The sequence below is a fragment of the Pedobacter sp. KBS0701 genome, assembly GCF_005938645.2.
Taxonomy (GTDB): domain Bacteria; phylum Bacteroidota; class Bacteroidia; order Sphingobacteriales; family Sphingobacteriaceae; genus Pedobacter.
The window spans coordinates 2,746,538-2,772,574 of record NZ_CP042171.1 but is presented as its reverse complement, the minus strand read 5'-3'; the positions used below and the strand labels follow the sequence as shown (position 1 = coordinate 2,772,574).

The following is a 26,037-nucleotide window of genomic DNA, read 5'->3' as shown; positions in this document are numbered from 1 at the left end:
CTAATATCTGTCATTTTATTAACACTTGTTGTTGGTAAAGCTAACGCATTTTCTCATTTTTCATTGCAACAAATCATCCAGCAAGACACAACCAAAAAGGATACGACTAAAAAGACAGGTAAAAATAACAGTAGTATCGACCAGAAAGTAGAATACAAAGCAGAGGATTCGGTAAAAATGAGTGCCGATAAAAGTATTGTCTATTTATATGGAAACGCAAGGGTGGTATATGGTGATTTTGAGCTAGATGCGGGTTATATCAGGTATGATAAAAAGCAAAATTCTATTTTCGCCCGGGGTGTTAAAGATCCAAAAACTGGTAGATATACCGGTAAACCGATCTTTAAATCAGGTGCAGAAGGGACCGCCATAGCAGATTCTATTTTTTACAATTCAGAAACAACCCGGGCCAAAGTATATGGTGTTTTTTCTGAGCAGGAAGGAGGTTTCTTCTCTGGTGGACAAAGTAAAAAGCAAATAGACGATGAACTGCACATTAAAAATGTAATGTACAGTACCTGTAATCTTCCGCATCCGCATTTTGGATTAATGATTTCTAAAGGGGTGGTAACGGAGAAACAGATTATTACCGGGCCAGTCTACATGATTATTGAAGATATTCCTACTTTCCTGGGCCTACCATTTGCATTTTTTCCTAAACCAAATAAACGAACATCTGGTGTAATCCTTCCTACGCCAGGTGAAGATGCAACAAGGGGTTTTTTCTTGCAAAATGGTGGTTATTATCTCGGATTAAACGATTATTGGGATGCTAAACTTTTAGGTTCCATTTATACCAATGGTTCTTATGAAACAAGTGTATTGAGTAATTATACCAAAAGATATAAATACAATGGCAATATCAACTTAGCTTACTCCAGTTTTAAAGATGGTTTAGAAGGCACTGAGGCTTTTAAAAACCCCACCAAAAACTTTAGTATCAACTGGAGCCATAGCCAAAATGCCAATGCCAATCCCGGTACTACATTCAGCGCGAGTGTAAGATTGGTATCAACAGGAAGAAAGGGATACTATAAAAATACTGCAGCAGGTACAACTTACGATATTAACACCATTGCCACCAACTCAACAAGCAGTAGTATTAGTTATGCCAAGGCTTATTCGAACGGTATGAATTTCTCTTTGGCTGCATCAAGTGATCAGACTTTAAGTACAAGAGCAATATCGCTTAGGTTACCTGAAATGACATTCAACGTACCTACATTTAACCCATTTAGTCCCAAAAATGCTGTGGGAGAGCAAAAATGGTATCAAAAAATTACGGTAGGTTACAGCTTACAGGGAACAAACCGAATTGATACTTTTGATAGTTTGCTTTTTCAAAATGATGGTTTAAAACGTTTAAGGAGTGGATTTTCGCATAGTATTCCTATAAATATGTCGTTCACAGCGTTGAAATACCTTAACTTTAGCCTGGGTGGTACCTACAACGAAGTTTGGAATTTCCAGAATGTAAACAGAAGATATACCAGTTATGCCGATAACACTTACTCTTTTAGAGAAGATACCATCAGTGGCTTTAAGAGAGCAGGTAGTTATAGTTTGTCAACAAGTATCTCGACTAAAATTTACGGAAGAAGAGATTTTAATCCGGCTGGTAAAATACAGGCATTGAGGCATGTAATGACACCAAATGTATCTTTCTCTTATTCTCCTGATTTTACCAAAGCAGGAGCAGGGCCTTTTAGACCAGCAATAGATCAGAACGGGAATCAAATTTATGTCAGTGGGCAACCTTTAAAATATTCCATTTTTGATGGTATGGCACAGCCAGGATCTTTTGGCGGCCCCAATGCATCTATTGGTTTTGGCCTGGATAATACAGTCGAACTAAAGGTGAGGAATAAGAATGATACAACCGGAACGGGCTCAAAAAAGATTCCAATTATCCAGGGTTTGAGTTTTAGCGGTTCCTATAATTTCCTGGCGCCATCTTATAAATTATCCACCATTGGTTTTAGCGGCCGATCGCAGTTTACTGATAAATTAGGTATAAACTACAACGGAACATTAGATCCGTATGCTTTAAAAGATACAACAGTTAATGGTCAAACCCTTAAAATACGAGAAGACCGCTTATTTTTCCAAAGGAATCAATTCCTGCCTCGGTTAACCAGCTTTGGTTTCTCGTTTGATTACAGTTTAAATCCGGAAGCATTAAAACGGAAGAATGAGGCTAACGACAAATTAGGGGAAGCATCCAAGAAAAAAGGCCTGACTGATATACAGTCTGAACAACTGGCGGCCATAAGCCGGGATCCGAATGCATTTGTTGATTTTAACATTCCATGGAATTTCTCGTTCTCTTATAGTTTCCAGTATTCTAATGATGGAAATACCACTACAACTTCAAATACCTTAAACTTTAATGGTGATGTTAACTTAACCCCAAAATGGAAGGTTACGTTTAACTCCGGTTACGATTTTAAAAATAACGGTTTAACGCCGATGAACCTGGCCATATACCGCGATTTACATTGTTGGGATATGAGTGTAAACTGGGTTCCTTACGGGGCTTACAAAAGTTATTCGGTAACCATCAAAGTGAAGGCATCAATATTGCAGGATTTGAAATTGAGTAAAAGACAAGGGTTTTACAGCACATACCGATAAATTTATGCTAGCCGAAATTATTACCATTGGCGATGAGATTCTCATTGGCCAAATTGTGGATACCAATTCTGCCTGGATGGCCAAACAGTTAAACCTGATCGGTGTTTCCGTGAAGCAGATTACCTCAGTTTCTGATGATGAGCAACATATTTTAGAAGCACTCGAACTTGCTGAAAAACGCACAGATATTGTCTTAATTACAGGTGGCCTTGGTCCGACCAAAGATGATATTACCAAAAAAACTTTGGCAAAGTATTTTAATATGGGCTTCCGTAACGATGCAGCTGCATTGGAAATGGTTCGTCAGATATTTGAAAAATACAATCGCCCTTTATTGGATATCAATATTCAGCAAGCCGACGTTCCTGATGGTTGTGAAGTTATTGTAAACAAAAATGGTACAGCGCCCTGCATGTGGTTTGAACAAAACAATACCATTTTTGTATCAATGCCAGGTGTGCCTTACGAGATGATGTACCTGATGGATGACGAAATCCTACCCAGAATTACAAGCAGATTTAAGTTGCCGTTTATTGTTCACAAAACCATACTCACGGCAAACATAGGCGAATCATTTCTGGCCAAAGAGATTGAGGAAATAGAAGATAACTTACCGGCGCACATCAAATTGGCATATCTGCCAAAATTAGGGCAAGTACGTTTACGTTTGTCAGCCAAAGGCGATAACGAAGCAGAATTACATAAAGAGGTTGAGGTTTACGCCAGGCAGATTATTTCAAAAGTAAATAAGTTTGTGGTATCTGATGAAGATATTCCCCTGGAAAAAGCGATTCTGAACCTGATGAAAAGTAAAGGGCTTACTTTATCCACCGCAGAAAGTTGTACGGGTGGATACATTGCACATTTAATTACACAACATCCTGGTTCTTCTTCGGTTTATTGGGGTGGGGCGGTAGCATACGCTTACGAGCTTAAAGAATCTATTCTTGGTGTAGAAGAAAGTACTTTGAACACTTTCGGTGCAGTAAGTGAGCAAACTGTAACAGAAATGGCAGAAGGCGCCATTAAACATTTCAAAACAGATTATGCAATTGCGGTTAGTGGCATTGCAGGCCCGGGGGGTGGAACAGAAGATAAACCGGTTGGTACAGTATGGATTGCAATTTCTTCAAAACACAAAACTGTAGCTAAGCTGTTTAATTTCAGTAACAAACGGATTCAAAATATCGAGCGTTCTGCTGCATCAGCACTGACCATGTTATTAAATCTCCTTAAAGAAACAGTTTAGAAAGAATAAAAACTGTATTTTTGTAGCATTACCAATATAAAATACTGTAATTTAATATGGCTCAATACGAACTATTGTTACCGAAAATGGGTGAAAGTGTTGCGGAAGCAACGGTGATTAAATGGGTAAAACAACCAGGTGATTCTATTGATTTGGATGATACCATTCTGGAAATCGCTACTGATAAGGTAGATTCTGAAGTTCCGTCTCCGGTTGCCGGTAAATTGGTAAAACAGTTATTTGCTGCTGATGAAGTTGCTCAGGTGGGTGATGTAATTGCCATTATTGAAACAGCAGGAGGAGATAATCCCGCTATTGAAACACCTGTTGCTGAAACACCAAAAGTGGAACAAAAAGTAGAAACCATTCCTGGTATTGATCAGCTTCCATCTGAAAACAAAGCGGTAGCAACTGATTTCAGCGCTTCTGAACGTTTTTATTCTCCATTGGTGAAAAGTATTGCCGCACAGGAAAATATCTCGTTGGCAGAATTGGATGCTATAAAAGGCTCTGGTGCTGATGGCCGCTTAAATAAAGATGACCTGCTGGATTATATTGCTAATAAAAATGGAGGAAGCTTTGCAACTAAGATGCTCACAGTCACGTTAGCCCCACCTGCACCTCCTGCAAGTGAAACAACAGTAAATAAATCTGCTCCAGTTTCTGAAAGTATATCTTCAAATAAAACCTCTACCACCAGTGTAAATGGTGCCGACGAAATTATAGAAATGGACAGGATGCGTAAACTGATTGCCGATCATATGGTAATGAGTAAAACCACCTCGCCGCATGTAACTTCGTTTGTAGAAGCCGATGTAACCAATATGGTTTTATGGCGCAATAAAGTAAAAAACAGTTTCGAGAAACGTGAAAACGAAAAAATAACTTTTACACCAATATTTGTAGAGGCTGTTGCAAAAGCCATAAAAGATTTCCCAATGATCAATGTTTCGGTTAACGGAACACAAATCATTAAAAAAGGCAATATCAATATTGGTATGGCAACTGCCTTACCAAGTGGAAATTTAATTGTTCCGGTGATCAGAAATGCCGATCAGTTAAATTTGGTTGGCTTAACAAAAGCAGTGAACGATTTAGCCACAAGAGCCAGAAACTCTAAATTAAAGCCAGACGAAACCCAAGGTGGGACCTTTACATTAACCAATGTAGGTAGTTTTGGAAATGTAATGGGTACACCGATTATCAATCAGCCTCAGGTTGCGATACTGGCTGTGGGTGCCATTAAAAAGAAACCGGCAGTTTTAGAAACCGAACACGGTGATGTGATTGCAATCAGGCACATGATGTTCCTTTCTTTATCTTACGATCACAGGGTAGTAGATGGTTCATTAGGTGGTATGTTTGTGCGCAGGGTAGCCGATTATTTAGAAAGCTGGGACCTGAACAGGGAGATTTAGTCAGTTTACAGTTTTCAATTAAAAGTTTTCAGTTGGCTTTATACCAACAATTTATTAGTTTAACAATTAAGAATGTTAGCTTCAAATTTAAAATCGATAGTTTCGGATAATGTATTGCACGCCAAATGGTTAAATACATTATCATATATGGAAAATGCAGGTGCAAAGAAGATTTCATCTTCTGAGCATAAAGAGAATGTAAACCTGATTATTCTTAAACACGCAGCAGAAGAACATCGCCATGCTTATTATTTAAAAAAGCAGATTTCGAAGCTTGATGAGGCGCTTTGTAAAACCTACACCAATGCCGAGCTGCTTTCTCCAAATCATACCAAATACTATTTACATGCTTTGGATATAGCGGTTTGCCGTTATTTAAAAGCTGTTTTTAATTTATCCGGTTACGATTTAAAATTTGCGGCGTATCTATTTGTTACCTATGCCATCGAAGTACGTGCTGACGAACTTTATCCGATATACCAAGCAGTTCTAGATGAGGCAAAAAGTAAGGTAAATGTAAAATCGATTATCCTGGAAGAAGAAGGCCATTTGGAAGAAATGATGAACCAATTGGTTAACTTTTCTTACGATTGGGAAAATCATGCGGCCGAAGTAATTAAAATCGAAACAGACTTATTTGATAATTGGGTTACTGCCTTAACTGCAGAGTTGCCGGTGAGCGCTTAAGCAATTGAATGATTAGCCAAAATTCGTCATCTCGACTGAAGCACGGCGAAATGGAGAGATCTATTATAGATTTCTCAACTGCGTTGCACTCCGTTCGAAATGACGAATTTTCGTTAAAAACCAATCCAATTTTTTGTTGTTTCTAAATAAAGATAAATATCATGTCTAAGTTTTCAGATTTAATTAACGGTGATAAACCTGTATTGGTAGATTTTTTTGCTGAGTGGTGCGGTCCTTGTAAAATGATGAAACCGATCCTGGAACAATTAAAATCGCAGTTGGGAGATTCAGTATCGATTATTAAAGTAGATATCGATAAAAATCAACCGGCCGCTTCTTCCTTCAACGTTCAGAGCGTTCCTACTTTAATTCTGTTCAAAAAAGGAAAGCAGGTTTGGCGACAAAGTGGTGTTTTACAAGCATCACAACTGAAGCAGGTGATTGATGCACACGCTTAAACATTAAACTTCTACTACACTTTTTGGTGTAATTGCAAAAATACGGTCACTTGTTTTTGGATAAATATTATAAAGACCCGTAAACAAACTAAAAGCTGGTAGTACGGCATAATCAGTACCGAAATAAAAGCAGGGAAATTTCAGTCTTTGCTTTGCTTTCCCCACAATGGTAACTCCAGGATGGATATGGCCGCTGATGGGATATAATTCTTCTTCCGTACAATTGGGTGCATCGTGTATAAAGCAAAATGGACCTAAGCAAAAACTGGGCTCGTGTATATTGATGCCCATTGCAGCATAATTCGCATGGGATAGCCGGTCGTGATTCCCCTTAACCAATAAAAAATCTAGCTGTTGGTATTGTTTTCTCCATTCGGCAAATTCATCAATATCTGTATTTAAGCCATGATGGAACATATCACCATTAATCAACAATGTTTTTGGATGATAATGCTTAATGAGTAAATTTAGGCGCTGTAAATCGGTTTGGGCAATGGTTGCAGGCACTTGTAAACCTGCTTGCCGGAAATGTGCCGATTTGCCCAGGTGTAAATCGCTTATGGCTAAAAGTTGATGCTTGGGTAAAAATAAAGCCCTTTCTTTATCTAAAATCAGTTCTTCACCCTGGCTTATAATGGTCATTTATTTTATGCTATTGTCGTCCTGAGCTTGTCGAAGGATCTTTTAATTTTCGACGGGCTGCAAGAAGATGTATTTATTTAATTTTTTCAGATTCGGCCTTCATTCTGGCAATCCGCTGCTCCAATTCTTCTGAACTCATATTCTCACGCAAACTGTCTACTTTGATTGGAAAAGATAGTGGCGTAAAACTTTTCGGATTGGTGATGATAACCGCTCCATTCTGAATCCTTTCTAAAGCGGCTGCTAACCTGGGTTCTTCCAGTTGCTGATAAAAAACTTCATCATAAGCCTGCCGCAAAAGTAAATTATGTTTATCGTAATCGCTAAAAACATTAAAAAACAAACCCGCCGATGACTGGAGATGTTTGTTCGCCACGTATTTTCCCGGGTAACCCTGAAAAACTAGTCCTGAAATACAGGCAATATCCCTAAATTTTCGTCTGGCCATTTCAGTGGAGTTAATACTTAGCGTTATATCTTCGGTTAAATTTTTAGGAGAGAAAACTTCGTAGGCAATCGATTCATCCATAGGGATTTCTGTTTCACTTAACAGTTCGAAACCATAATCGTTCATGGCAATAGAAAAACTGATGGGAAGCAGTTTACTTAAACGATAGGCGACCAATGCCGCCAAAACCTCGTGTACCAAACGTCCTTCAAAGGGATAGGCAAATAAATGAAAGCCTTCTTTATTATTGATCAGTTCGATCAATAACTCATCATTTCTAGGTACATGAGATCTTTTCTCCTGCAATAGGAACAATGGGTAAACAGAATCCAGTTCCTCATCCTGATGGGTTTTATCTAAAGCTTCATTATATTTTTTACGTAATACTGAACCCAAATTGGATGATAAGGGTAGGCGTCCACCGTTCCAGCTTGGCGAAATGGCATTTTTTTGCTTGCTTACCCTTACTACAACCGTCATGTCTTTTACCTGGATAAATTCTAAAACCCGCCCTGCCAAACGGAAATTATCGCCGGCTTTTAAACGGGTAACAAAATATTCTTCCACCATACCAATGTATCCACCTGAAATGAATTTAACCTTAAGCATCGCATCACTCACAATAGTACCAATGTGCAAACGGTGCCGCATGGCCAGTTGCCTGCTCTTCACTTTCCAAAGCCCATCTTCATCCTTAATTACCTTTTTAAATTCGGTATAGGCACTTAAGCTATCTCCTCCAGAGGTAATAAACTGCATTACCCAGGTCCATTCTTCAGGGAGGATAAGTTTGAAAGCGTGGGTATTTTTAATTTCTTCGTAAATAATTTTATCATCAAATCCGTCGCCTATAGCCAATGTAACCAGGTACTGCACCAATGTATCAAACACCATAATAAAAGGCTCTCTGCTTTCTATATTGTTTGTTTTAGCCGCTTCTTTAATGGCTGCTGCTTCTACCAGTTCAAGTGCATGGGTGGGTAGGAAATAGATTTTTGAAGTTTCGTGCGGCGAGTGACCAGAGCGCCCCGCCCTTTGCAAAAAACGGGCTACTCCCTTTGGCGAACCTACCTGAACAACCGTATCAACGGGTTTAAAGTCTACGCCTAAATCTAGAGAAGAAGTTGCAATAACTGCTTTGAGTTTCCCGGTATGCAGGGCATCTTCAATCCAGTTACGCAACTCGAAATCTATCGATCCATGGTGTATGGCGATTCGTCCTGCCAGTTCTGGTTCTATATTCAGCAAATGCTGGTACCACATTTCCGATTGTCCACGGGTATTGATAAAAATTAAGGTGGTTTTACTTTTTTCGATGATCGGCAAAAGTTTATAAGCCAATTTTAAGCCCAAGTGCCCTGCCCAGGGCAGTGTTTCAATATCGTCGGGTATAATAGATTTAATTACGATTTTCTTTTCCAGATCGGCTTTAACAATGATGCGTTTAGCTTCTAAATTGGGTTCCAATACATCTAAAGCCTCATCTATATTGCCTATGGTCGCCGAAATCCCCCAAATCCTTAAGAACTGGTTTTTTTCTAATCTTTGCAAACCTTTAATCCGCGAAACGGCTACCTCTACCAATACCCCACGTTTACTGCCCAAAAGTTCATGCCATTCATCAGCCACAATGCATTTAAGATTCCGGAACAGGGGTGAAGAACCCTTTTGTGCCAGCAACAGGTGCAGGCTTTCAGGGGTAATCAATAAAATTTCAGGCATCGATTTTTTCTGCTGTACTTTTTCTGCCTGCGAGGTATCGCCATTGCGTACACCTACATGCCAATCCAGTTCTAGTTCTAATAAAGTTTCACGCATGGCTCTCGCAATATCTTTGGCCAGGGAGCGGAGTGGGGTAATCCAGATCAACTGTAAGCGATCTTTTGCTTTTTTGTTACTGGCTTCTGATGCATTTAAAGCCTCAATTACCACCGCTAAAAATAACGAAAAGGTTTTTCCGAAGCCTGTAGGTGCGTTTACCAAACCGCTGTAGCCATTAAGATAATATTGCCAGGCATCTTCCTGAAATTGAAAAGGCCTGCGTTTATTCGCCTTTAGCCAGGATTTTATCTTTTTATAGCCTTTGGTTTTGGTTTGGTCCATGCGCAATTTATTTCCTTGTAGGTTTTATATTGATAAGTTTTAGTGTTTTGAAAAGCAATAATAGCAATCCTTCGGTTACAGCAGCCCCGCCAAACGCTTTATCTTTTTTGTGATACTTCTTGTAATGTTAATCATGTCTAGCAAAAAAGGGTATCGCTGCTGTCGGGTTTAAAATCGTCAGGCAAACCTATATAGGCTAAACCTGACAGCAGCGAGCATCTTCAAAACCTCTCAGGTTTTAAAATACCTTACAAAGTTGATTGCAGCAATTGCCTCAAGTCTTCCAGTGTATTAATTTCATCTGCTTTTTTATCTTTCCGCCACCGCAATATACGTGGAAAACGTAAAGCTAAACCTGCTTTATGCCGTTTACTCTCCGCAATTCCTTCAAAAGCAATTTCGAAAACCAGTTCTGGTTTTACCGTACGTACCGGCCCGAATTTCTCAATCGCATTACGGGTTACAAAACTGTTTACTTCTTTAATTTCTTTGTCTGTTAATCCTGAATAGGCTTTTGCAATGGTTACCAGGCTTTCCCCATCGCGAACAGCAAAAGTATAATCGGTAAAGAAATTTGCCCTTCTGCCACTTCCTTTTTGGGCGTAGATCATTACTGCATCAACGGTATATGGATTGATTTTCCATTTCCACCAATCGCCGCGCTTCCTGCCACTGTGGTAATGGGAACTCAGCTTTTTGAGCATAATCCCTTCGCTATTGATCGATCTCGAAGTTTGTCTTAATTCGGCTAGCTCCTCCCATGTACTACAATTGATTACCGGAGATATGATCACCGGACTTTCATCTAATCCGCCAATCAATTGCTCCAATATTTTTCGTCTCGCGCTTAAAGGTTTTTCCCTGAAATCTTTGGCTTCATATTCTAAAATATCATAAACAAAAAAGCCAATAGGAGCATCTTCCAGTTGTTTTTTATTAATTGTTTTACGGTTTAAACGTTGTTGTAATGTACTGAATGACAACACCTGTTTATCCTGTACAGCCAAAATTTCGCCATCTAAAACTACGCCGTCGGGCAAAACATCAATCATGAAGTGTAGTTCTGGAAATTGCTCTGTAACCAGTTCTTCGCCACGGCTCCAGATGAAAAGTTCGCCGTTCCGTTTTACAATTTGTCCGCGGATTCCATCCCATTTCCATTCGGCCTGCCATTCTGAAATATCGCCCAGTTTTTCAGGTTCCTGCTCTAAAGCATAAGCCAGGCAAAAGGGGTAAGGCCAGGAGTTATCTGTATTCACATGGATACCATTGATCAGTTCGTGAAAGGTAATTTCATAAGGATTCCATTTACCCATGATGCTGTGCATAATCTGCGCACTATCTAAACTACTCTGTTTAGCCAGTGCATTTACCAGCATTTTATTGGAAACACCAATCCTGAAATTTCCAGAGATTAGTTTGTTAAAAATAAAACGTTCCTGGGTTTCGAGTTGGTTCCAGGCACTTAAAATGAAATATTTTTTGGTTTCATCATCTTTACCTTCCAGGTCGTGCAACTCTTCTATCCAGGTATGCAATTGGAGATCCGAAGTATTTTCGGCAGGAGGCAACAACAAAGCAATGGTTTCGCTTAAATCGCCAACATTTGAATAACTTTCGGCAAATAACCATTCTGGCGTTTCGGTAATGGCTATTGCCCAAAATTTTAGTAAAGCCGATTTAATTGGCCTTTTAGGTTTTTTGCCAGTAAATAAGGCAATTACCCATACTTTATCCTTATCGTCGGCATAGTTAAAATAATCAACCAGGGCCGCTATTTTATCGTTAGTTTTATTGCTCAGTTCGAGCTGCTGGATCAGTTTAGCAAAACGTTTCATGGCTATTTATTTTCGTTTTGCTCAGCTAAATCAACTTTGTTCTCTTCATCATCTTCCTGGCCAAACCTGGTTAAAACTTCTGCGGCTTCTATACCTTCATCATTTAAAAAGCGACTAAAAGCAGCTGTAAAACCATGGGTAACATAAACTTTTTCGGCACCTGTCGCGGTAATGGCTTCCATTAAACCTGGCCAGTCGGCATGATCGCTGAGTGCAAAACCAGCATCGGCACTTTGCCAGCGGCGGTGTGCCCGTACCTGCATCCAACCAGAACATATACCAGTAACCGGATGCGATAAATTTTTGATCCAACGGCTATCCCGCATGGCGGGCGGTACAATTACAATTCCTTTCTGTAATTCATCTTTAGTGGTTTCGGGGGTAATCCTGATGGTTTTTGGAAGGTTTACGCCAGCTTCTATAATCACTTCATTGAGGTTGGCAATACTGTTATGTACATAAATAGGAATATCACCAGCCAGGTTTTTAATTAAACGCTGCGCTTTACCCAAACTATAGGCAATCAATACACTTGTTTTCTGTTGATTGATATTGTCATTTACCCAGTTCCTGATTCCGTTAAAAACAATTTCCTGTTTTTGCCATTTGTAAACAGGTAAACCAAAAGTACTTTCTGAAACAAAAGAATGACACTTTACGGGTTCGAATGGCACGGTAATGCCGTCATCTTCAATTTTATAATCACCAGAAATCACACAAATTTCGCCTTTATATTCAAGCCGTACCTGTGCCGATCCAATAATATGCCCGGCAGGAAAAAACGAAATATTTACGCCATTACGGGTAATGCTTTCTCCATACTGCAGTGTTTCTACGTTTAAATCTTCGCTGATCCTGCGTTTGATGATGGGCTTGGTTAAAGTATGACAGAGGTAATATTTGTTTCCGAACCGCACATGATCGCTGTGCCCATGTGTAGTTACGGCATAATCTACGGGCCACCAGGGATCTATATAAAAATCTCCCTGCTTACAGTAAATGCCTCTTTTGGTAAATTCGATCAATGCCATAGCTAGTAAACAATAAATTTATGGATTAGTTTTAAATCAATATCGGGTAAATACCCGATAATTTAAAATATCGGCTAATTACCCGATAAATCAAAATATCGGCTAATTACCCGATATTAGTTTTGTAATATGAATAATTAGTTCGATATTGTAATATGATTTGTATTGTAACAGGTGATATTGTAGGTTCTAGAAAGATTAAAGACAGCTGGTTGTTGAGCTTAAAAACAGCATTAAAAGCAACTTCAGGGCAACATGGTAAGTGGGAAATCTTTCGTGGAGATAGTTTTCAGGTTGAGGTGGAACCAGAAAATGCAATTAAGGTTGCTGCTTATTTAAAGGCATGTATAAGGGTAAATAAACCTGCCGACGTAAGGATGGGCATTGGTATTGGTGGGATAAAAAACAAGCGTAAAAAGCTTTCTGAATCAAGTGGAGATGCCTTTATTAACTCGGGGGCAGCCTTTGACAGTTTAAAACAAGCCAAAACCAATTTAGCCATTAAAACAGATTATCCTGATTTTGACGAGGAAATCAATGTGGTAATTAAACTGTCGTTAATTGCCATGGACAGCTGGGGGGTAGTAGCCGCAGAAATGGTAAAACTTGCGCTCGAAAATGAAAACCTGTTACAAAGCGAACTTGCAGCCATTTCAGGCAGAACGCAATCTTCGGTAAGCGAAGCGCTAAAACGCGCACATTATACCGAAATAATGGAAATGGACAGGCTTTACCGTAAAAAATTGAACCAAACGATTTTGAAATAATGGATATCTATTTAATCAAGCTTATTATTGCCCACTTAATCGGTGATTTCTTTTTGCAGCCAAATGCCTGGGTAAAAGATAAGGAAAGAAAAAAATTAAAATCAACCAAACTCTATTTGCATGTAATGGTACATGTGGCCCTGATATTTGTTATTTTTTTAAGTTTTGATGTTTGGAAAACGGCATTAACAATAGGTGTGATCCATTTGATTATTGATGCGCTGAAATCCATCTTTCAGACCAATAAAAATGCCCGTATGCTCTTTTTTGCTGATCAGGTTTTACATTTTAGCTCGATTGTAGCGGTATGGCATCTTTTCTACAAAGGAAGCCTGGATATTGGTTTTTTAAATGATCCGCATACCTGGGTATTAGTTTCAGGCGCTCTGTTTTTAACCATGCCTACATCAATTGTAATGAAGGTGATCATTGCTAAATGGATCCCGGATAATCAGCCCGATAGTCCAAAATCATTAGAGAATGCGGGTAAATACATTGGGATATTGGAAAGGACGTTAATTTTTCTGTTTATACTTACCAGTCATTTTGAGGCCGTTGGTTTTTTACTTGCCGCAAAATCGATATTCAGGTTTGGCGATCTGAAAGAAAAACACGATCTGAAACTAACCGAATATGTACTGATCGGAACTTTATTAAGCTTCGGGATAGCTATTGTAACCGCTATGCTTACCCAAAGTTTTATTGCATAAAAAAAGCAGCCCGAAAGCTGCTTTTTAAATTTTTCTATTTTGCTCCCGGAGGGCAGTTTTCTTTTAAAAACTTGGTGTAGGTTAACGATAAATGCTCGCTTGTTCCTTCACCTTCAGAGATACTGTGTGTGCGGTTAGGGTAGCTCATCAGTTGAAAAACTTTTCTGTTTTTGATCAGTTCATTGATCAACATTTCGGCATTTTGATAATGTACGTTATCATCGCCCGTACCATGGATGTACAATAAATTTCCTTTTAAGTTTTTGGCATAAGTAATAGGAGAGCCCTTTACATAAGCTTCTTTACTTGGAAAAGGTGTACCCATATAGCGTTCCTGATAAACATTATCGTAAGTTAACTGGTTGCCAACTGCTGCAATAGCAATACCTGTTTTGTAAATTTCAGGATATTGGAACATCAGGTTTAAGGTAGACGAACCGCCACCGCTCCAGCCCCAAACGGCTACACGGTCTTTATCCATAAAAGCGTTGGTAGCCAATAGTTTTTTAGCTGCCATGGCCTGATCACGGATGTTAAGAATGCCGATGTTTTTATAAATGCTTTTACGCCAGGTACTTCCCTTTGGTACAGGAGCACCTCTATTATCCATTGAAATGTAGATGTAACCATCTTTGGCCATGTCGCCAGCATATAAGAAGTTTCTTCCGGCGCCATAAGTATCTGATGCTGTAGGCGAAGCAGGTTCACCATAAACATAAAACACAACCGGATATTTTTTCGAAGGATTAAAATTATCAGGTTTTTTCATCCATCCGTCCATTTCAATGCCATCTTCGGTGGTTACTTTGAAAAACTCAACTTTGTTTTTAGCCGCTTCCTGTTTTGATAATTGGGTAGTAATGCTTCCATCCATTGTAAATGGATTACCTGTAGTAAAATTCATCCACTCGGTAATTGGTCTTACAATTGAACTGTTGTAGGTATGGCGTGCAAAAGCAGCATTAGGTGAAATATCGTAATTATGCGTTCCAGGCAGGATAGAAGGGGTAACCTGCTCTAATTTTCCTTTGCCATCTAACTTAGTTTTAAAAAGATATTTCTGAGTGGCATTTGTTGGCGATGCAAGGAAATAAACCGTATTGTTTTTTACATCAATCAGCTTCAAATCAATTATATCGTAGTTACCTTTTGTAACTAATGTCTCTTTTTTTCCATCAATACTGATTCTGTACAAATGGTTCCAACCGTCTTTGTCGGATACGATGGTAAATTCTTTATTATCGTTTAACCATTTCCATTCATCCTGCGCATCAATCCAGGCTTTTGCCTTTTCAGTATAAACCGCTTTTGCATCTCCGGTACTGGCATTGCAGATAAATACCTTACTTTCGTTCTGCTCCCGGTTAAGCTGTTGTAAAATAATGTTGTTACTGTTTGGTACCCACTGCATCCGTGGAATATAATGCTGGATATTATCGCCCGGAACGTTTAACCAGTTTGTTTTAGCAGTAGCGATATCAACCACACCAACTTTGCAAACAGATGGATTTTCGCCAACTTTTGGATACTCAACCGGGATGGTATAAGGATAAATCGAATCAGTATTATTGATCATCAAAAAGTTTTTGATCCTGGTTGCATCAATTTGCCAATATGCAATAGATTTCCCGTCAGGACTCCACCTAAAACCATCACGACAATCGAATTCCTCTTCATAAACCCAATCAAAGGTACCGTTGATCATTCGGTCTGTGCCATCAGTAGTTAAGGCTTTAGCGCCGGTTCCGTCAATGTTTTCTACATATAAATTGTGTTTGCTTACGTAAGCTACTTTACTTCCATCTGGTGATAATTTAGCAAACATTAAAGATGATGCCGGTTTATCTTTTCCAATCTGGATAATCTTGTTAGCGGTTAAATCAGCCAGCCAGTAATCGCCACGGGTATCATAACGCCAAACTTTTTTACTGTTGGTGTAGATCAGTGCTTTTGTACCATCGTCCGACAATTGGAAACTTCTTACCGCAATGGCATTATCTTTTCCTGCTGGCGTTAATAATGCTCTGGAAATAATTGTCTTTTTATCGCTTTTAGGGAGGGAAACCGAAATAATTTCTCCGCTTGCAATCTGATAGTAGGAGTTACCATCTTTTGCCCAATTGATATTTTGAGCCTTTGCATCAATTAGTGAAAAAAATGCTATACAAGCAACTGATAATCTAAATAATAATCTTTTAATCATATATAATTTTTGGACATAAAAAAAGCTTTTCAACTTTTGGGCTAATTTAAATAAAAAGCCTGCAGTTAAAAAGCTGTAAATTACCTTGAATTGGCTAATTATTCACCACCACCTTGCATTGCTTTCAATTCTTCCATAGTTACTACTTCGTAACCGGTAGGAATTTCAGTGTTAATGGCACCTACTTTGGCTTCAGAAAGAGATTTTAGAACAAGGTCTGAATTTACGCCATTAATTACTGCCGAATATTTTACAGGAAGCGCACCTAAGCCTTTAAAGAAACCGCCACTGGTAATTGCAGCAATGTCAACGTCTTTTGTTGCCCATAATTCATGCGATCCGCCTTTGTCATCTTTATAGGTATATTTTTCAGCATTAAATCCAGCGATTGTCTGTTTTTCGCCAGTTGCTTTATAATCGGAATATTTTGGTAATAAAGCTTCTTGTGCTTCTGTTTCTGCTTTGCTCACCTTTACTGCAAACTGTTTTTGAGCTACGGGAACATCAATTAATAATAATCCGGTTTTATCTGCCGTATTTGAAATGATATTAACCATGGCAGGGCCATTTTCAATTTCTATTTTGGTTAAGCTACCATTAAATTTAGTTTTAACGTCAGTTGTTGTACCATTAGCCGTTACAGCAAATACCAAAGTACCTTCAGCAACTTTCTTTTGTGCATGGGCAATTATAGCAGTACTTACTAAGATTAAAGCCACAACGCTAGTTTTGATTGATTTGAACATGTTTTTATTTTAGTTTTTAGTTATTTACCAATTAATTTTTTCTTTTTTTAAAAATGAAGAAATCCCTTTTTTAAAATCCTCACTTTCTCTCACCCGGGCATTGATCTGTACAGCAATTTCCAAACTCTTTTCCAAGTGCGGATTGACAGTTTGGGTAATCAGTTGTTTCGTAATCATTAATGAATTACCAGAACTTCCGTTACACAAACTTAGTGCAAATTCTCTTACATTTTGATGAATTTCGGATGAATTTGTTACAAAATTTATCAAATTATATTTAAGTGCCTGCTTTGCAGAGAAAGTTTTTCCGGTTAGTAAAATTTCCTTAACAATAGATTCGCTCACCTTTTGTTTTAAAAAACAGGAAACTATAGCGGGCGCAAAACCAATTTTCACTTCAGTATAACCAAAATTACTTTCAGGAGTTGCAAAAATAATATCACATATCGTAGCTAAACCACAGCCACCTGCAATGGCATGACCTTCTACCTGGGCAATAACCACCTTTGGTAAATAATAAATGGTTGTAAATAGTTTTTTTAAATGATTGGAATCGGCTACATTTTCTTCGAATGTATTGTACTGTAATTGCTGAAGATATGCTAAATCAGCACCAGCACTAAATGCATCACCATTTGCATTCAATATAACCACTTTTACCTGGTCATCTTCTGTTGCTTTTATAAATGCAGCAGTTAATTCAGCGATAAGTTGAGGGTTTAACGCATTTCTCTTTTCGGGTCTGTTGATCGTTATCGTTGCTATTCTTTCAGCAACCTGATATAAAACCAAATTTTCCATGTTATTGGGTTAGTTGCACCAAATATGCTTTATTTTTCTTTAAAACATGTACATCTATATTATTATTATTCTCTATATACTTTTTTAAGATCTGGATTTTGTAATCTTTATTGGTAGCATCTATTATTGCCGTTTTATATTTTATACCAGCATCTATTTTGGCTAAATTAAATTTAGTATTTCCACTTAGCCAGATACCCGAAAAGGTAGCATCTCCATTTATCTTTTTATTGTTCAGTTTTTCATCAACCAGGAGTATCCTATATTGAAAAAAGGTAATCTGGTTGTTCTTTAATGTAAAATGCCTTAAAACAGTATCTTTCTTTAAATTAATAAAATACATCTTCTTTAATTGTAATTGGGCTAATGCTGGTTGAACAGAGAAAACATAGTTTTTATCTTCACTATTTAAATCTGAAATTAAAACAGCTTCTTTTCCATTAATAAATGCAGCCGCATAATTTTTTCTTAGGGAAAAGAAAATGATCTTTCTCTGGTGAAAAACCTTTAGATCATCGCGCACAATCAAAAGTTGATAACAAATAAACAGAAATAAAGACGAGAACAAAAGTTGTTTATTGAATTTTATTAATGCATAAATAAACAAGCCTAGTGAAAGGCTCAACAAGGCAAATTCAAGCAGATTAATCCATATTGAAGAAAAGCTTGCATACGGCAAATCGGCAATCCATTTTAGTACAGCATTTGTATAATTTATTATCCATTCTAAAACCGGCGCCAGAAACCCGAATGATGGGATCAATACTACAATCCCTAAATACATCATTAATATTAATGGAAGGGTGATGAAAAGATTAGCAAAGAGGAAGTAAAATGGGAATTGATGGAAATAGTAAATGCTTAATGGAAACGTGACTATTTGTGCCGCTAAAGACATGGATGTTAAACCCCATAATTTATCTACCCAATTATGTTTAGCATAAAAAAGGTTGTAGATTTTGGGCTGAAGATAAATTAGTCCAAATACGGCCAGGTAAGAAAGTTGAAATCCAATATCCCAGATTAAAAACGGATTGTAAACGAGTTGACAAAATGCAGAAAAGGCTAAAACATTATAACTATTGGTTTTCTTAGATAAAACTTTAGCCGTTATTAAAATACTGATCATTATAGCTGAGCGAACAACAGAAGGCGATAATCCTGTTAGTAAAGCATATCCCCAAATCAAAGTACAGACGAGCAACAGTTTAACAATTTTCAATGTTCGATTCTTATTCAAAAATAAGAACATAAAATCTAAAACGACATAGATAATAGCTACATGTGCACCTGATACCGATAAGGCATGAATGGTTCCTGTTTTGGAATATGCTGATAAAGTTTCTTTACTTAAATCGGCACGGTAACCTAAAATAAGGGTAGAGGCCACAGCAAAAGCTTCGTCACTTTTAATTAATGTTCTGTATGTTGCTACTTGCTTTTCCCTTAAGTTTAAGGCCATCTTTATAATCGGATTACCAACATTATTTTTGGTGTTTACTATATGATCCTGGTCAATAAATGCCTGGTGATAAACATTTTGACTACCTAGCCAGGCTTTAAAGTCAAATTCTGCCGGATTATATGGCGGTTCCACTTCAGTATAGCTAACCGGAATCATCATTTCGTCGCCATATTTTAGTTGGATGGGTTTAAGGCTATCTAATTTTACAGTAAGCAGCATTTGGCCCGATAAGCCGATCTGTTTACCTTTTAGATATCCAGATCTTACCTTTGCTTTAAAACGCAAAATATTGCCGTTTTGCTGAGGTTCATCATTAACCCAAACTTTTAAATAATTGCAATTGGTTTTTGCAAAGTAATTTTGGTTTAAACTTTCGTTATTAAGCAGGCAAAACAAACTGCCAAGGTTGAAAAAAAGTATGTAAATCAAAATACCAACTGCACCTTTGTAACGATAGATATTGAATCTTTTATAAGTAACGTTTAAAAATAAAATGCTCAGTAAAACAACAACTAGTGTTAAGTTCAACCATTTAATATATGCTAAGGCCGGGAGGAAATAAAAAATAGAGATGCCCAAAATAAAAGGAACTAAAATCCTGACGAAAATATACTCGGTCTTAAACATTGTTTAAAATTGATAGCGTACTTGAATTTTAACTTCCGATTTTTTATTCCCTTTAATTTCGTCCAGATAAGTACCAACTGTTTGTACGTCCTTATAAACAAATACCCCATATCGGACCCAAACATTTAATTTTTTAACTACGTTGTATTTTAGGTTGAGGTAGGTTCTAAAACCTCTTCCATTGTACATTCCAAAAGAAAAACTGTATAAAACATCATCTTCATACGCGTAAATTCTACTATTGTAACTTGGCGTATTGAAATAGGCAAATCTTACATTACCGGTTAGCTTAGCGAACATTGGCGAATAGTCAATATCCTGATAAATAAGATATCCAAATTCCCTATTTGCACTTCCTTTTTTATATTGAGAAACCTCTATCCGGTTTTGAAAATGCCAATTCTTATTGAGTTGCCAGTTTGCCTCTGCCCGGTAACCATCTCTTTTTACATGGTCTAAAAAATTTATAGGAACATCCAGATCGGTATTTTGCTGTTTTTTTTCTGATTTAAACCGAACTAATATTTTAAAGTTTTTGCCTGGCATATAAATCGCCTGAGCTAAAACTTCGTAACCCTTTGAAGGTTCATCAACACGGTATTTTAACCAGGGGAACCGAAATAAATCACCATAGAAAGAAAAGGCCCAATGTTTATTTGGGTTAACATTTAAGCCCGCATACAATCCCCTTTCATTTACGGCTTCGCTCGATTCTGATACTGCCTGATTGAAGAAATTGTGGTAATCTTTAGCATAATTGCGATAGGTTAAGGCTGTAGAAACCGATGACGACAAACTAATGAGTACACCATTAATATAGGCAAACCCACCACCTAAACCTTTTGCTGCCTCGCCATAGAGGTACATGTTTTTATAGGTGTAATTATAAAATAAACCCAGATTAGTTAACGATTTTCCTGTGAAACTATACCGATCGTAAGCCGCAGTTTGCGTAATAAAACGACTCTTATAATTGGTATGATAAGCAATTGCACCAATAGCAAGTTCGTTTTTGGTATATTGAAGTGTTGTACCAAATACGCGCTGTGCCAAAACACCTTTATTCTTAATCTCAGTAGGCGTTCTATGCAAGCCAGTTTGATTAATCGTAGACTGAACTAAATTTCCTTCAGCATCTAACTTTTGACTCGCATCAAGATTGCGGAACGAAATGAAAGGAGTGATGTCTACATTTTTAAATAAATTAATTGTTGCGGCGACGCCTCGAAAAAACGAATATTCGTTGGTAGAATTGTAAGGCCTTAAACCCAAATCTTTTTTAGCTACACTGGTTACATCAGGTCCTTTGCCAAAAGAAAAACCCGACCATAAGGTTAAGCCTTGGCCAAATTGCTGTGTATAATCGCCAACAACCAATTTTTTTAATTTACCCAGTTTGAAGAGCGCGATATTTCCTGAATAAAAATCAAAAGGCCTACCGATAAATTTTTCTCCGGCATCTTTATCTAAAGTTATGGCTGCCGATAAAATTGAACTGTATTGATACCGGTATCGCATCTGAAATCTCTCTGGCGAACCTAAATACCTGCTTCCAGGTAAATCAGTATAACCTCGTTGCTTTTGTAAAGTTTGCGCTAAACGCATCATCAGATCATTTTCACCAGCGTGCACGAGGTTTTTAAAATTGAGTTGCTGATATTCGGTGATATTGGTTAATGTTACGAATGGAAGCAGCATTTGAATCGTTTTAACATCAAAGCCAGCAATGCTCTGCAATTCCAGCACATCTGCAAACGGACCATTTTCCGTTAAATGTGTAAAGAAATTACCAATCTGTAATGGAGACAGGAATACCAAAGTATTTAATTCTTCTACCGAAGTGTGATTCAGGTTAATTGGGTGTTTCCGATATTTCTCCAATATATCAACCAACTCGGTCATATCGTAATCCTCGGGGAGGTTTTCAGCCATGCTTTCCAAAATATCACGTATAGCTGTTTCCTGTGTGTTGGTTTGGGCATTTGCCATAAATCCAATCATTACAAGGGCAACAGTTAAGATTTTAAATGTATCACCACTTCCAATCAGAAATTTATTATACAGGTTAGTGAGCCATGAGATGATCATATCCCGGCTACGGAACAGGGGATCTCTAAAGGGATTTGCTTGCAGCAGTCCATTACGGGCTAATACAGATAAACCGGCACCCAAATGCTTTTTGGGAACTAAAAAATAGGGAAAAGGGGCGGGCAACAATACATACCATATTTTCATAAGCAGAGGTTAAACTGGTTAATAAAAAATAGGGTGATTTTTGTATTGGTGATTCTAATATAGGGAAATAATTAAAAACTACAAAAAATGTATTTTTTTAATTATTTAAACGAATGCATAGAAATCTATGTATAATGAGAATATTGCACCTAAAGTTCTTCTGCCAGATTTACTAAAAAACTTTTCAGCTTTTCTAATGAATCAATAATCTTTTGATTCTCTCTAACGCCTGTTTTATTGTTCTTCAAATAGTCTTTTGCGCCCTTTAATGTAAAACCTTTTTCATCAACCAGATTGAAAATGATTTTTAGGTTTTCAATGTCTTCTGGCGTGAAAAGACGGTTACCTTTCTTGTTTTTTTTGGGTTGAAGGATATCGAATTCTTTCTCGTAAAAACGAATCTGCGATGCGTTGACATTAAACATTTCAGTCACCTCGCCCATGGTATAATACATTTTATTAATGTCTCTTTCTTTATACGGCATATTTTGTAGTTGATTATGAGTGTTTTATATCGTTTAATTAAAGTATTCAAATGTAGCTCGATTTTTCCTTATTAACGCAATAAAATTTTAATTTTGTTCCCTCCAATAATATTGAAATGACAGCAAAAGAGATTAGACAGGCATTCCTTAGTTTTTTTGAATCAAAACAACATCATGTTGTTCCTTCAGCACCGATTGTGGTTAAAAACGACCCAACTTTAATGTTTACCAATGCAGGTATGAACCAATTTAAAGATCTGTTTTTAGGGGAGGCCGCCATAAAATATTCTCGTGTTGCTGATACCCAGCGCTGTTTACGTGTTTCGGGTAAACATAACGACCTGGAAGAAGTGGGGATTGATACTTATCACCATACCATGTTCGAAATGTTAGGTAATTGGAGTTTCGGCGATTATTTTAAAAAAGAAGCCATTGCCTGGAGTTGGGAATTATTGACCGAGGTTTACAAAATCCCGAAAGAAAAATTATATGTTACCTATTTCGAAGGCGATAAGAAAGAAGGTCTGGAAAAAGACCAGGAAGCTTACGATCTTTGGAAACAATATGTGGATGAAAGCCATATTTTACCTGGAAATAAAAAAGACAATTTCTGGGAAATGGGTGATACCGGACCATGCGGACCATGTTCTGAAATCCATGTTGATTGCCGTACTGATGAAGAAAAAGCTTTAGTTGATGGTGCTACCCTGGTAAATGCTGATCATCCCCAGGTAATTGAAATCTGGAATAATGTATTTATGCAGTTTAACCGTTTAAAAAATGGTTCATTGCAAAGTTTACCCGCTAAACACGTTGATACAGGAATGGGTTTTGAACGCCTGGTACGTGTTTTACAGGAAAAAACCTCTAACTACGATACCGATGTTTTTCAGCCAATGATTCAATTTATCTCTGAAAAAGCTGGAATTAAATATGGTGCTGATGAGAAAACAGATATTGCCATGCGTGTAATGGCCGATCACATCCGTGCCATTTCTTTTGTTATTGCCGATGGTCAGTTACCTTCTAATAATAAAGCAGGTTATGTCATCCGCAGGATTTTGCGCCGCGCTGTACGTTATGCTTATACGTTTTTAAACTTTAAAGAGCCTTTCTTAAATCAATTGGTTCCTTTATTGGCTGAGCAATTTAAAGGGGTATTTGATGAATTGATTTCGCAACAGGATTTCGTTCAGAAAGTAGTACTGGAAGAAGAAGTTTCTTTCTTAAGGACTTTGGAAAAAGGAATTAAAAGGTTCGAAGAGCAAATTAAAAAAGATAATTCAGCTTTTGATTTAATTAATAGAGTTGGAAAGAACAATTTATCAATTTCCCCTGAACTATTAAATACACCAAAAATCACTAAGTTACATGGTGATTTTGCCTTTGAACTATCTGATACTTACGGCTTTCCTATAGATTTAACCGAATTAATGGCTAAAGAAAGAGGCTTAACCGTTGATTTAGAAGGTTATGAGCAAGCACTAAAAAAGCAAAAAGATAGTTCTCGTGCCGCTACTGCTATTGACACAGGCGATTGGATTACCGTAAATACAGAAGATCAAAGCGAATTTGTAGGTTACGATGACTTAGAAATTGAAACCGAGATTTTAAAATACCGTAAAGTTAAAGCTAAAGGGAAAGAACAATATCAGATTGTATTGCGCCAAACGCCTTTTTACGCCGAAAGCGGTGGTCAGGTTGGCGATACAGGTCGCTTAGAAGATCATAGTCGCCAGTTTTGGGTAGATATTACCGATACCAAAAAAGAAAACGGGCTAACCGTTCATTTTACCGATATATTACCCGATAATTTGGAAGGCAAATTCTGGGCAGTTGTAGATGAAGATAAACGTGTTTTAACTGAAGATAACCACTCAGCTACGCACTTGTTACATGCGGCACTTAAACAGGTTTTGGGCAAACATGTAAACCAGAAGGGTTCATTGGTTAATGCAGATTACCTGCGTTTTGATTTTTCTCACTTTGCTAAAGTAACTGACGAAGAATTGGCTCAGATTGAGGTAATTGTAAACCAGAAAATCCGCCGGAACATTAAGTTAAAAGAACAACGTAATGTTCCTTATCAGGATGCCATTGAAAGTGGTGTAACGGCTTTATTTGGTGAAAAATATGGCGATTTTGTCCGTATGATTACTTTTGACGATCATTTTTCGAAAGAGCTTTGCGGTGGTACACATGTAAAAGCTACAGGACAGATCGGTTCATTCAAGATTATTTCTGAAAGTGCAGTTGCAGCCGGTGTTCGCCGTATTGAAGCCATTACAGCCGATAAAGCTGAACAGTTTTTCTTAGATCAAAGAAAAGAATTGGGTCATTTAAAAGCTTTACTGAATGGAAGCAAAGATTTATCAGCTTCTGTCCAGGCTTTACTGGATGAAAATGCAAAACTGAAAAAGGAGATCGAAAAATCGACAATAGAGCGTGTAAATACTTTGAAACATGAAATTGTACATCATGTAAGAGGAATTAATGGCATTAACCTGATAGCTAAACACATTGATCTGCAAAGTGCTGAAGCAGTTAAAAACCTGGCCTTTTCTTTAAAGGATATGGTTGATAACCTGTTTTTGGTTTTCACAACAGAAATTGATGGTAAACCAGGAATAACCGTAATGCTTTCTGATCACCTGGTGAAGAAAGGATTAAATGCTTCAAATATTGTTCGCGAATTGGGTAAAGAAATTCAGGGTGGCGGCGGTGGACAACCGTTCTATGCTACAGCAGGCGGTAAAAATCCAGCCGGGCTAAAGGTTGTTTTGGAAAAAGCAGAAAGTTTTATTCCTTAAGATCGTCATTATAAGGAAAAACAACGAAGCAATCTTACAGGTGTATCCATAAAAAAAGAGGCTAAAAGCCTCTTTTTTTATTTTAATGCCTACCATGACCATGTTTTTCCCGGTGCCCCCTGGAGAATAAACTCGAATTTACCCTTCTATCATGATATCTGTGGTCTATATGATGAGGTTTGTAATGATTTTTTGGTCCGCGATATCTGATCCTGCCACCACCACCGTATGATGAACGGTAATAGTTGTTGCGGCTAACATAAGTTACTCTATGTGTGTTATAATGACGATATGGATTGTTTCCGTGCATTACAATTTTACGTCCGTGACGCAGGTCATAACCTCTGTACCTTGCTGGTAAATATCTGGATCTTGTCCATCTGTTGCCATTCAAATAAACAAACTGCTTTTGCGGTACGTAATAATAAGATTGTACCTCAGGGAGATAGTAATAATCAACGTTCTGATAACCCGCAGGAACCCATGCAGGCTGAGCGCCAATATTTACGTTGATACTTACCTGAGCGTTGGATGGATTAGATGTTAAAGCCACGATACCTAAAATCGCGGAAATGATGAATAGCTTTTTCATAATAATCTATTTATTTGTGTGTATTTCAATAATTCAAACGCTGTGCCAAAACTTCTATTGTAACAGATAAATAAAAAAGGAGCCTCTT

At 37.6% G+C, this 26,037-nt stretch carries 19 protein-coding genes; 8 read left to right on the top strand and 11 right to left on the bottom strand.

Annotated elements, in window-relative coordinates; all coding sequences use genetic code 11:
• Positions 1-63 precede the first annotated feature (63 nt).
• The 5 genes from FFJ24_RS11115 (at position 64) to trxA (ending at position 6,446) form a co-directional block, all read left to right on the top strand.
• The gene (locus FFJ24_RS11115) at positions 64-2,634 is read left to right on the top strand and encodes a putative LPS assembly protein LptD (protein WP_246862795.1); all 2,571 of its coding nucleotides are present in this window, start codon (positions 64-66) and stop codon (positions 2,632-2,634) included.
• Positions 2,635-2,638: 4 nt separating this feature from the next.
• Positions 2,639-3,883, top strand: a complete 1,245-nt coding sequence (locus FFJ24_RS11110; protein WP_138821565.1) for a competence/damage-inducible protein A — start codon at positions 2,639-2,641, stop codon at positions 3,881-3,883.
• Positions 3,884-3,939: 56 nt separating this feature from the next.
• Complete coding sequence (locus tag FFJ24_RS11105; RefSeq protein ID WP_138821564.1) at positions 3,940-5,301, top strand: dihydrolipoamide acetyltransferase family protein; 1,362 nt, start codon at positions 3,940-3,942, stop codon at positions 5,299-5,301.
• Between the two features lie 72 nt (positions 5,302-5,373).
• Positions 5,374-5,988 (top strand): hypothetical protein, encoded by a 615-nt coding sequence (locus FFJ24_RS11100; RefSeq protein ID WP_138821563.1) that lies wholly within the window; start codon positions 5,374-5,376, stop codon positions 5,986-5,988.
• Positions 5,989-6,149: 161 nt separating this feature from the next.
• Complete coding sequence (gene trxA, locus FFJ24_RS11095) at positions 6,150-6,446, top strand: thioredoxin (protein ID WP_138821562.1); 297 nt, start codon at positions 6,150-6,152, stop codon at positions 6,444-6,446.
• Positions 6,447-6,449: 3 nt separating this feature from the next.
• Here trxA and pdeM read toward each other — a convergent pair whose 3' ends face one another.
• From pdeM to FFJ24_RS11075, 4 genes are all read right to left on the bottom strand, one after another.
• Entirely contained in the window at positions 6,450-7,088 is a 639-nt protein-coding gene (gene pdeM / locus FFJ24_RS11090; RefSeq protein ID WP_138821561.1) for a ligase-associated DNA damage response endonuclease PdeM, read from the bottom strand.
• A 73-nt stretch (positions 7,089-7,161) separates the two neighbouring features.
• The gene (locus FFJ24_RS11085; protein WP_138821560.1) at positions 7,162-9,639 is read right to left on the bottom strand and encodes a ligase-associated DNA damage response DEXH box helicase; all 2,478 of its coding nucleotides are present in this window, start codon (positions 9,637-9,639) and stop codon (positions 7,162-7,164) included.
• A gap of 248 nt (positions 9,640-9,887) precedes the next feature.
• Positions 9,888-11,477, bottom strand: a complete 1,590-nt coding sequence (locus FFJ24_RS11080; protein WP_138821559.1) for an ATP-dependent DNA ligase — start codon at positions 11,475-11,477, stop codon at positions 9,888-9,890.
• 2 nt (positions 11,478-11,479) lie between these two features.
• Positions 11,480-12,508, bottom strand: a complete 1,029-nt coding sequence (locus FFJ24_RS11075) for a ligase-associated DNA damage response exonuclease (protein ID WP_138821558.1) — start codon at positions 12,506-12,508, stop codon at positions 11,480-11,482.
• Positions 12,509-12,663: 155 nt separating this feature from the next.
• On the opposite strand from FFJ24_RS11075, the gene FFJ24_RS11070 reads away from it, so the two are divergent.
• A complete protein-coding gene (locus tag FFJ24_RS11070; RefSeq protein ID WP_138821557.1) occupies positions 12,664-13,275 on the top strand; it encodes a SatD family protein in 612 nt (203 codons plus the stop codon).
• On the top strand, positions 13,275-13,985 hold the full coding sequence (locus tag FFJ24_RS11065; RefSeq protein WP_138821556.1) for a DUF3307 domain-containing protein: 711 nt from the start codon (positions 13,275-13,277) through the stop codon (positions 13,983-13,985). Before FFJ24_RS11070 ends, FFJ24_RS11065 begins: the two co-directional genes overlap by 1 nt.
• A 34-nt stretch (positions 13,986-14,019) precedes the next feature.
• On the opposite strand, the gene FFJ24_RS11060 is transcribed toward FFJ24_RS11065, so the two are convergent.
• The 6 genes from FFJ24_RS11060 to FFJ24_RS11035 form a co-directional block, all read right to left on the bottom strand.
• Positions 14,020-16,188: a S9 family peptidase gene (locus FFJ24_RS11060; RefSeq protein ID WP_138821555.1), complete on the bottom strand. Its 2,169-nt coding sequence runs from the start codon at positions 16,186-16,188 to the stop codon at positions 14,020-14,022.
• Positions 16,189-16,286: 98 nt separating this feature from the next.
• Positions 16,287-16,934: a DUF4412 domain-containing protein gene (locus tag FFJ24_RS11055; RefSeq protein ID WP_138821554.1), complete on the bottom strand. Its 648-nt coding sequence runs from the start codon at positions 16,932-16,934 to the stop codon at positions 16,287-16,289.
• Positions 16,935-16,958: 24 nt separating this feature from the next.
• Positions 16,959-17,735 carry an enoyl-CoA hydratase/isomerase family protein gene (locus FFJ24_RS11050; protein ID WP_138821553.1) on the bottom strand — a complete coding sequence of 259 codons (777 nt, stop codon included), beginning with the start codon at positions 17,733-17,735 and terminating at the stop codon, positions 16,959-16,961.
• A gap of 1 nt (position 17,736) precedes the next feature.
• On the bottom strand, positions 17,737-19,827 hold the full coding sequence (locus tag FFJ24_RS11045; protein WP_138821552.1) for a ComEC/Rec2 family competence protein: 2,091 nt from the start codon (positions 19,825-19,827) through the stop codon (positions 17,737-17,739).
• A 3-nt stretch (positions 19,828-19,830) separates the two neighbouring features.
• Positions 19,831-22,062 carry a helix-hairpin-helix domain-containing protein gene (locus tag FFJ24_RS11040; RefSeq protein ID WP_246862794.1) on the bottom strand — a complete coding sequence of 744 codons (2,232 nt, stop codon included), beginning with the start codon at positions 22,060-22,062 and terminating at the stop codon, positions 19,831-19,833.
• A gap of 149 nt (positions 22,063-22,211) precedes the next feature.
• The gene (locus FFJ24_RS11035) at positions 22,212-22,547 is read right to left on the bottom strand and encodes a MerR family transcriptional regulator (RefSeq protein ID WP_121284799.1); all 336 of its coding nucleotides are present in this window, start codon (positions 22,545-22,547) and stop codon (positions 22,212-22,214) included.
• A 116-nt stretch (positions 22,548-22,663) separates the two neighbouring features.
• Here FFJ24_RS11035 and alaS point away from each other — a divergent pair, with 116 nt between their 5' ends.
• Positions 22,664-25,357, top strand: a complete 2,694-nt coding sequence (gene alaS, locus FFJ24_RS11030; protein ID WP_138821551.1) for an alanine--tRNA ligase — start codon at positions 22,664-22,666, stop codon at positions 25,355-25,357.
• A gap of 82 nt (positions 25,358-25,439) precedes the next feature.
• Here the strand turns inward: alaS and FFJ24_RS11025 are convergent, their stop codons facing one another.
• Positions 25,440-25,949, bottom strand: coding sequence for a hypothetical protein (locus FFJ24_RS11025; RefSeq protein ID WP_138821550.1), 510 nt, complete (start codon positions 25,947-25,949; stop codon positions 25,440-25,442).
• Positions 25,950-26,037 lie beyond the last annotated feature (88 nt).

Bases quoted from the DNA above. Each gene is read 5' to 3' on its own strand.
- FFJ24_RS11110 (WP_138821565.1), top strand. From the start codon at position 2,639: ATGCTAGCCGAAATTATTACCATTGGCGATGAGATTCTCATTGGCCAA.
- FFJ24_RS11105 (WP_138821564.1), top strand. From the start codon at position 3,940: ATGGCTCAATACGAACTATTGTTACCGAAAATGGGTGAAAGTGTTGCG.
- FFJ24_RS11100 (WP_138821563.1), top strand. From the start codon at position 5,374: ATGTTAGCTTCAAATTTAAAATCGATAGTTTCGGATAATGTATTGCAC.
- trxA (WP_138821562.1), top strand. From the start codon at position 6,150: ATGTCTAAGTTTTCAGATTTAATTAACGGTGATAAACCTGTATTGGTA.
- pdeM (WP_138821561.1), bottom strand. From the start codon at position 7,088: ATGACCATTATAAGCCAGGGTGAAGAACTGATTTTAGATAAAGAAAGG.
- FFJ24_RS11085 (WP_138821560.1), bottom strand. From the start codon at position 9,639: ATGGACCAAACCAAAACCAAAGGCTATAAAAAGATAAAATCCTGGCTA.
- FFJ24_RS11080 (WP_138821559.1), bottom strand. From the start codon at position 11,477: ATGAAACGTTTTGCTAAACTGATCCAGCAGCTCGAACTGAGCAATAAA.
- FFJ24_RS11075 (WP_138821558.1), bottom strand. From the start codon at position 12,508: ATGGCATTGATCGAATTTACCAAAAGAGGCATTTACTGTAAGCAGGGA.
- FFJ24_RS11070 (WP_138821557.1), top strand. From the start codon at position 12,664: ATGATTTGTATTGTAACAGGTGATATTGTAGGTTCTAGAAAGATTAAA.
- FFJ24_RS11065 (WP_138821556.1), top strand. From the start codon at position 13,275: ATGGATATCTATTTAATCAAGCTTATTATTGCCCACTTAATCGGTGAT.
- FFJ24_RS11060 (WP_138821555.1), bottom strand. From the start codon at position 16,188: ATGATTAAAAGATTATTATTTAGATTATCAGTTGCTTGTATAGCATTT.
- FFJ24_RS11055 (WP_138821554.1), bottom strand. From the start codon at position 16,934: ATGTTCAAATCAATCAAAACTAGCGTTGTGGCTTTAATCTTAGTAAGT.
- FFJ24_RS11050 (WP_138821553.1), bottom strand. From the start codon at position 17,735: ATGGAAAATTTGGTTTTATATCAGGTTGCTGAAAGAATAGCAACGATA.
- FFJ24_RS11045 (WP_138821552.1), bottom strand. From the start codon at position 19,827: ATGTTTAAGACCGAGTATATTTTCGTCAGGATTTTAGTTCCTTTTATT.
- FFJ24_RS11040 (WP_246862794.1), bottom strand. From the start codon at position 22,062: ATGAAAATATGGTATGTATTGTTGCCCGCCCCTTTTCCCTATTTTTTA.
- FFJ24_RS11035 (WP_121284799.1), bottom strand. From the start codon at position 22,547: ATGCCGTATAAAGAAAGAGACATTAATAAAATGTATTATACCATGGGC.
- alaS (WP_138821551.1), top strand. From the start codon at position 22,664: ATGACAGCAAAAGAGATTAGACAGGCATTCCTTAGTTTTTTTGAATCA.
- FFJ24_RS11025 (WP_138821550.1), bottom strand. From the start codon at position 25,949: ATGAAAAAGCTATTCATCATTTCCGCGATTTTAGGTATCGTGGCTTTA.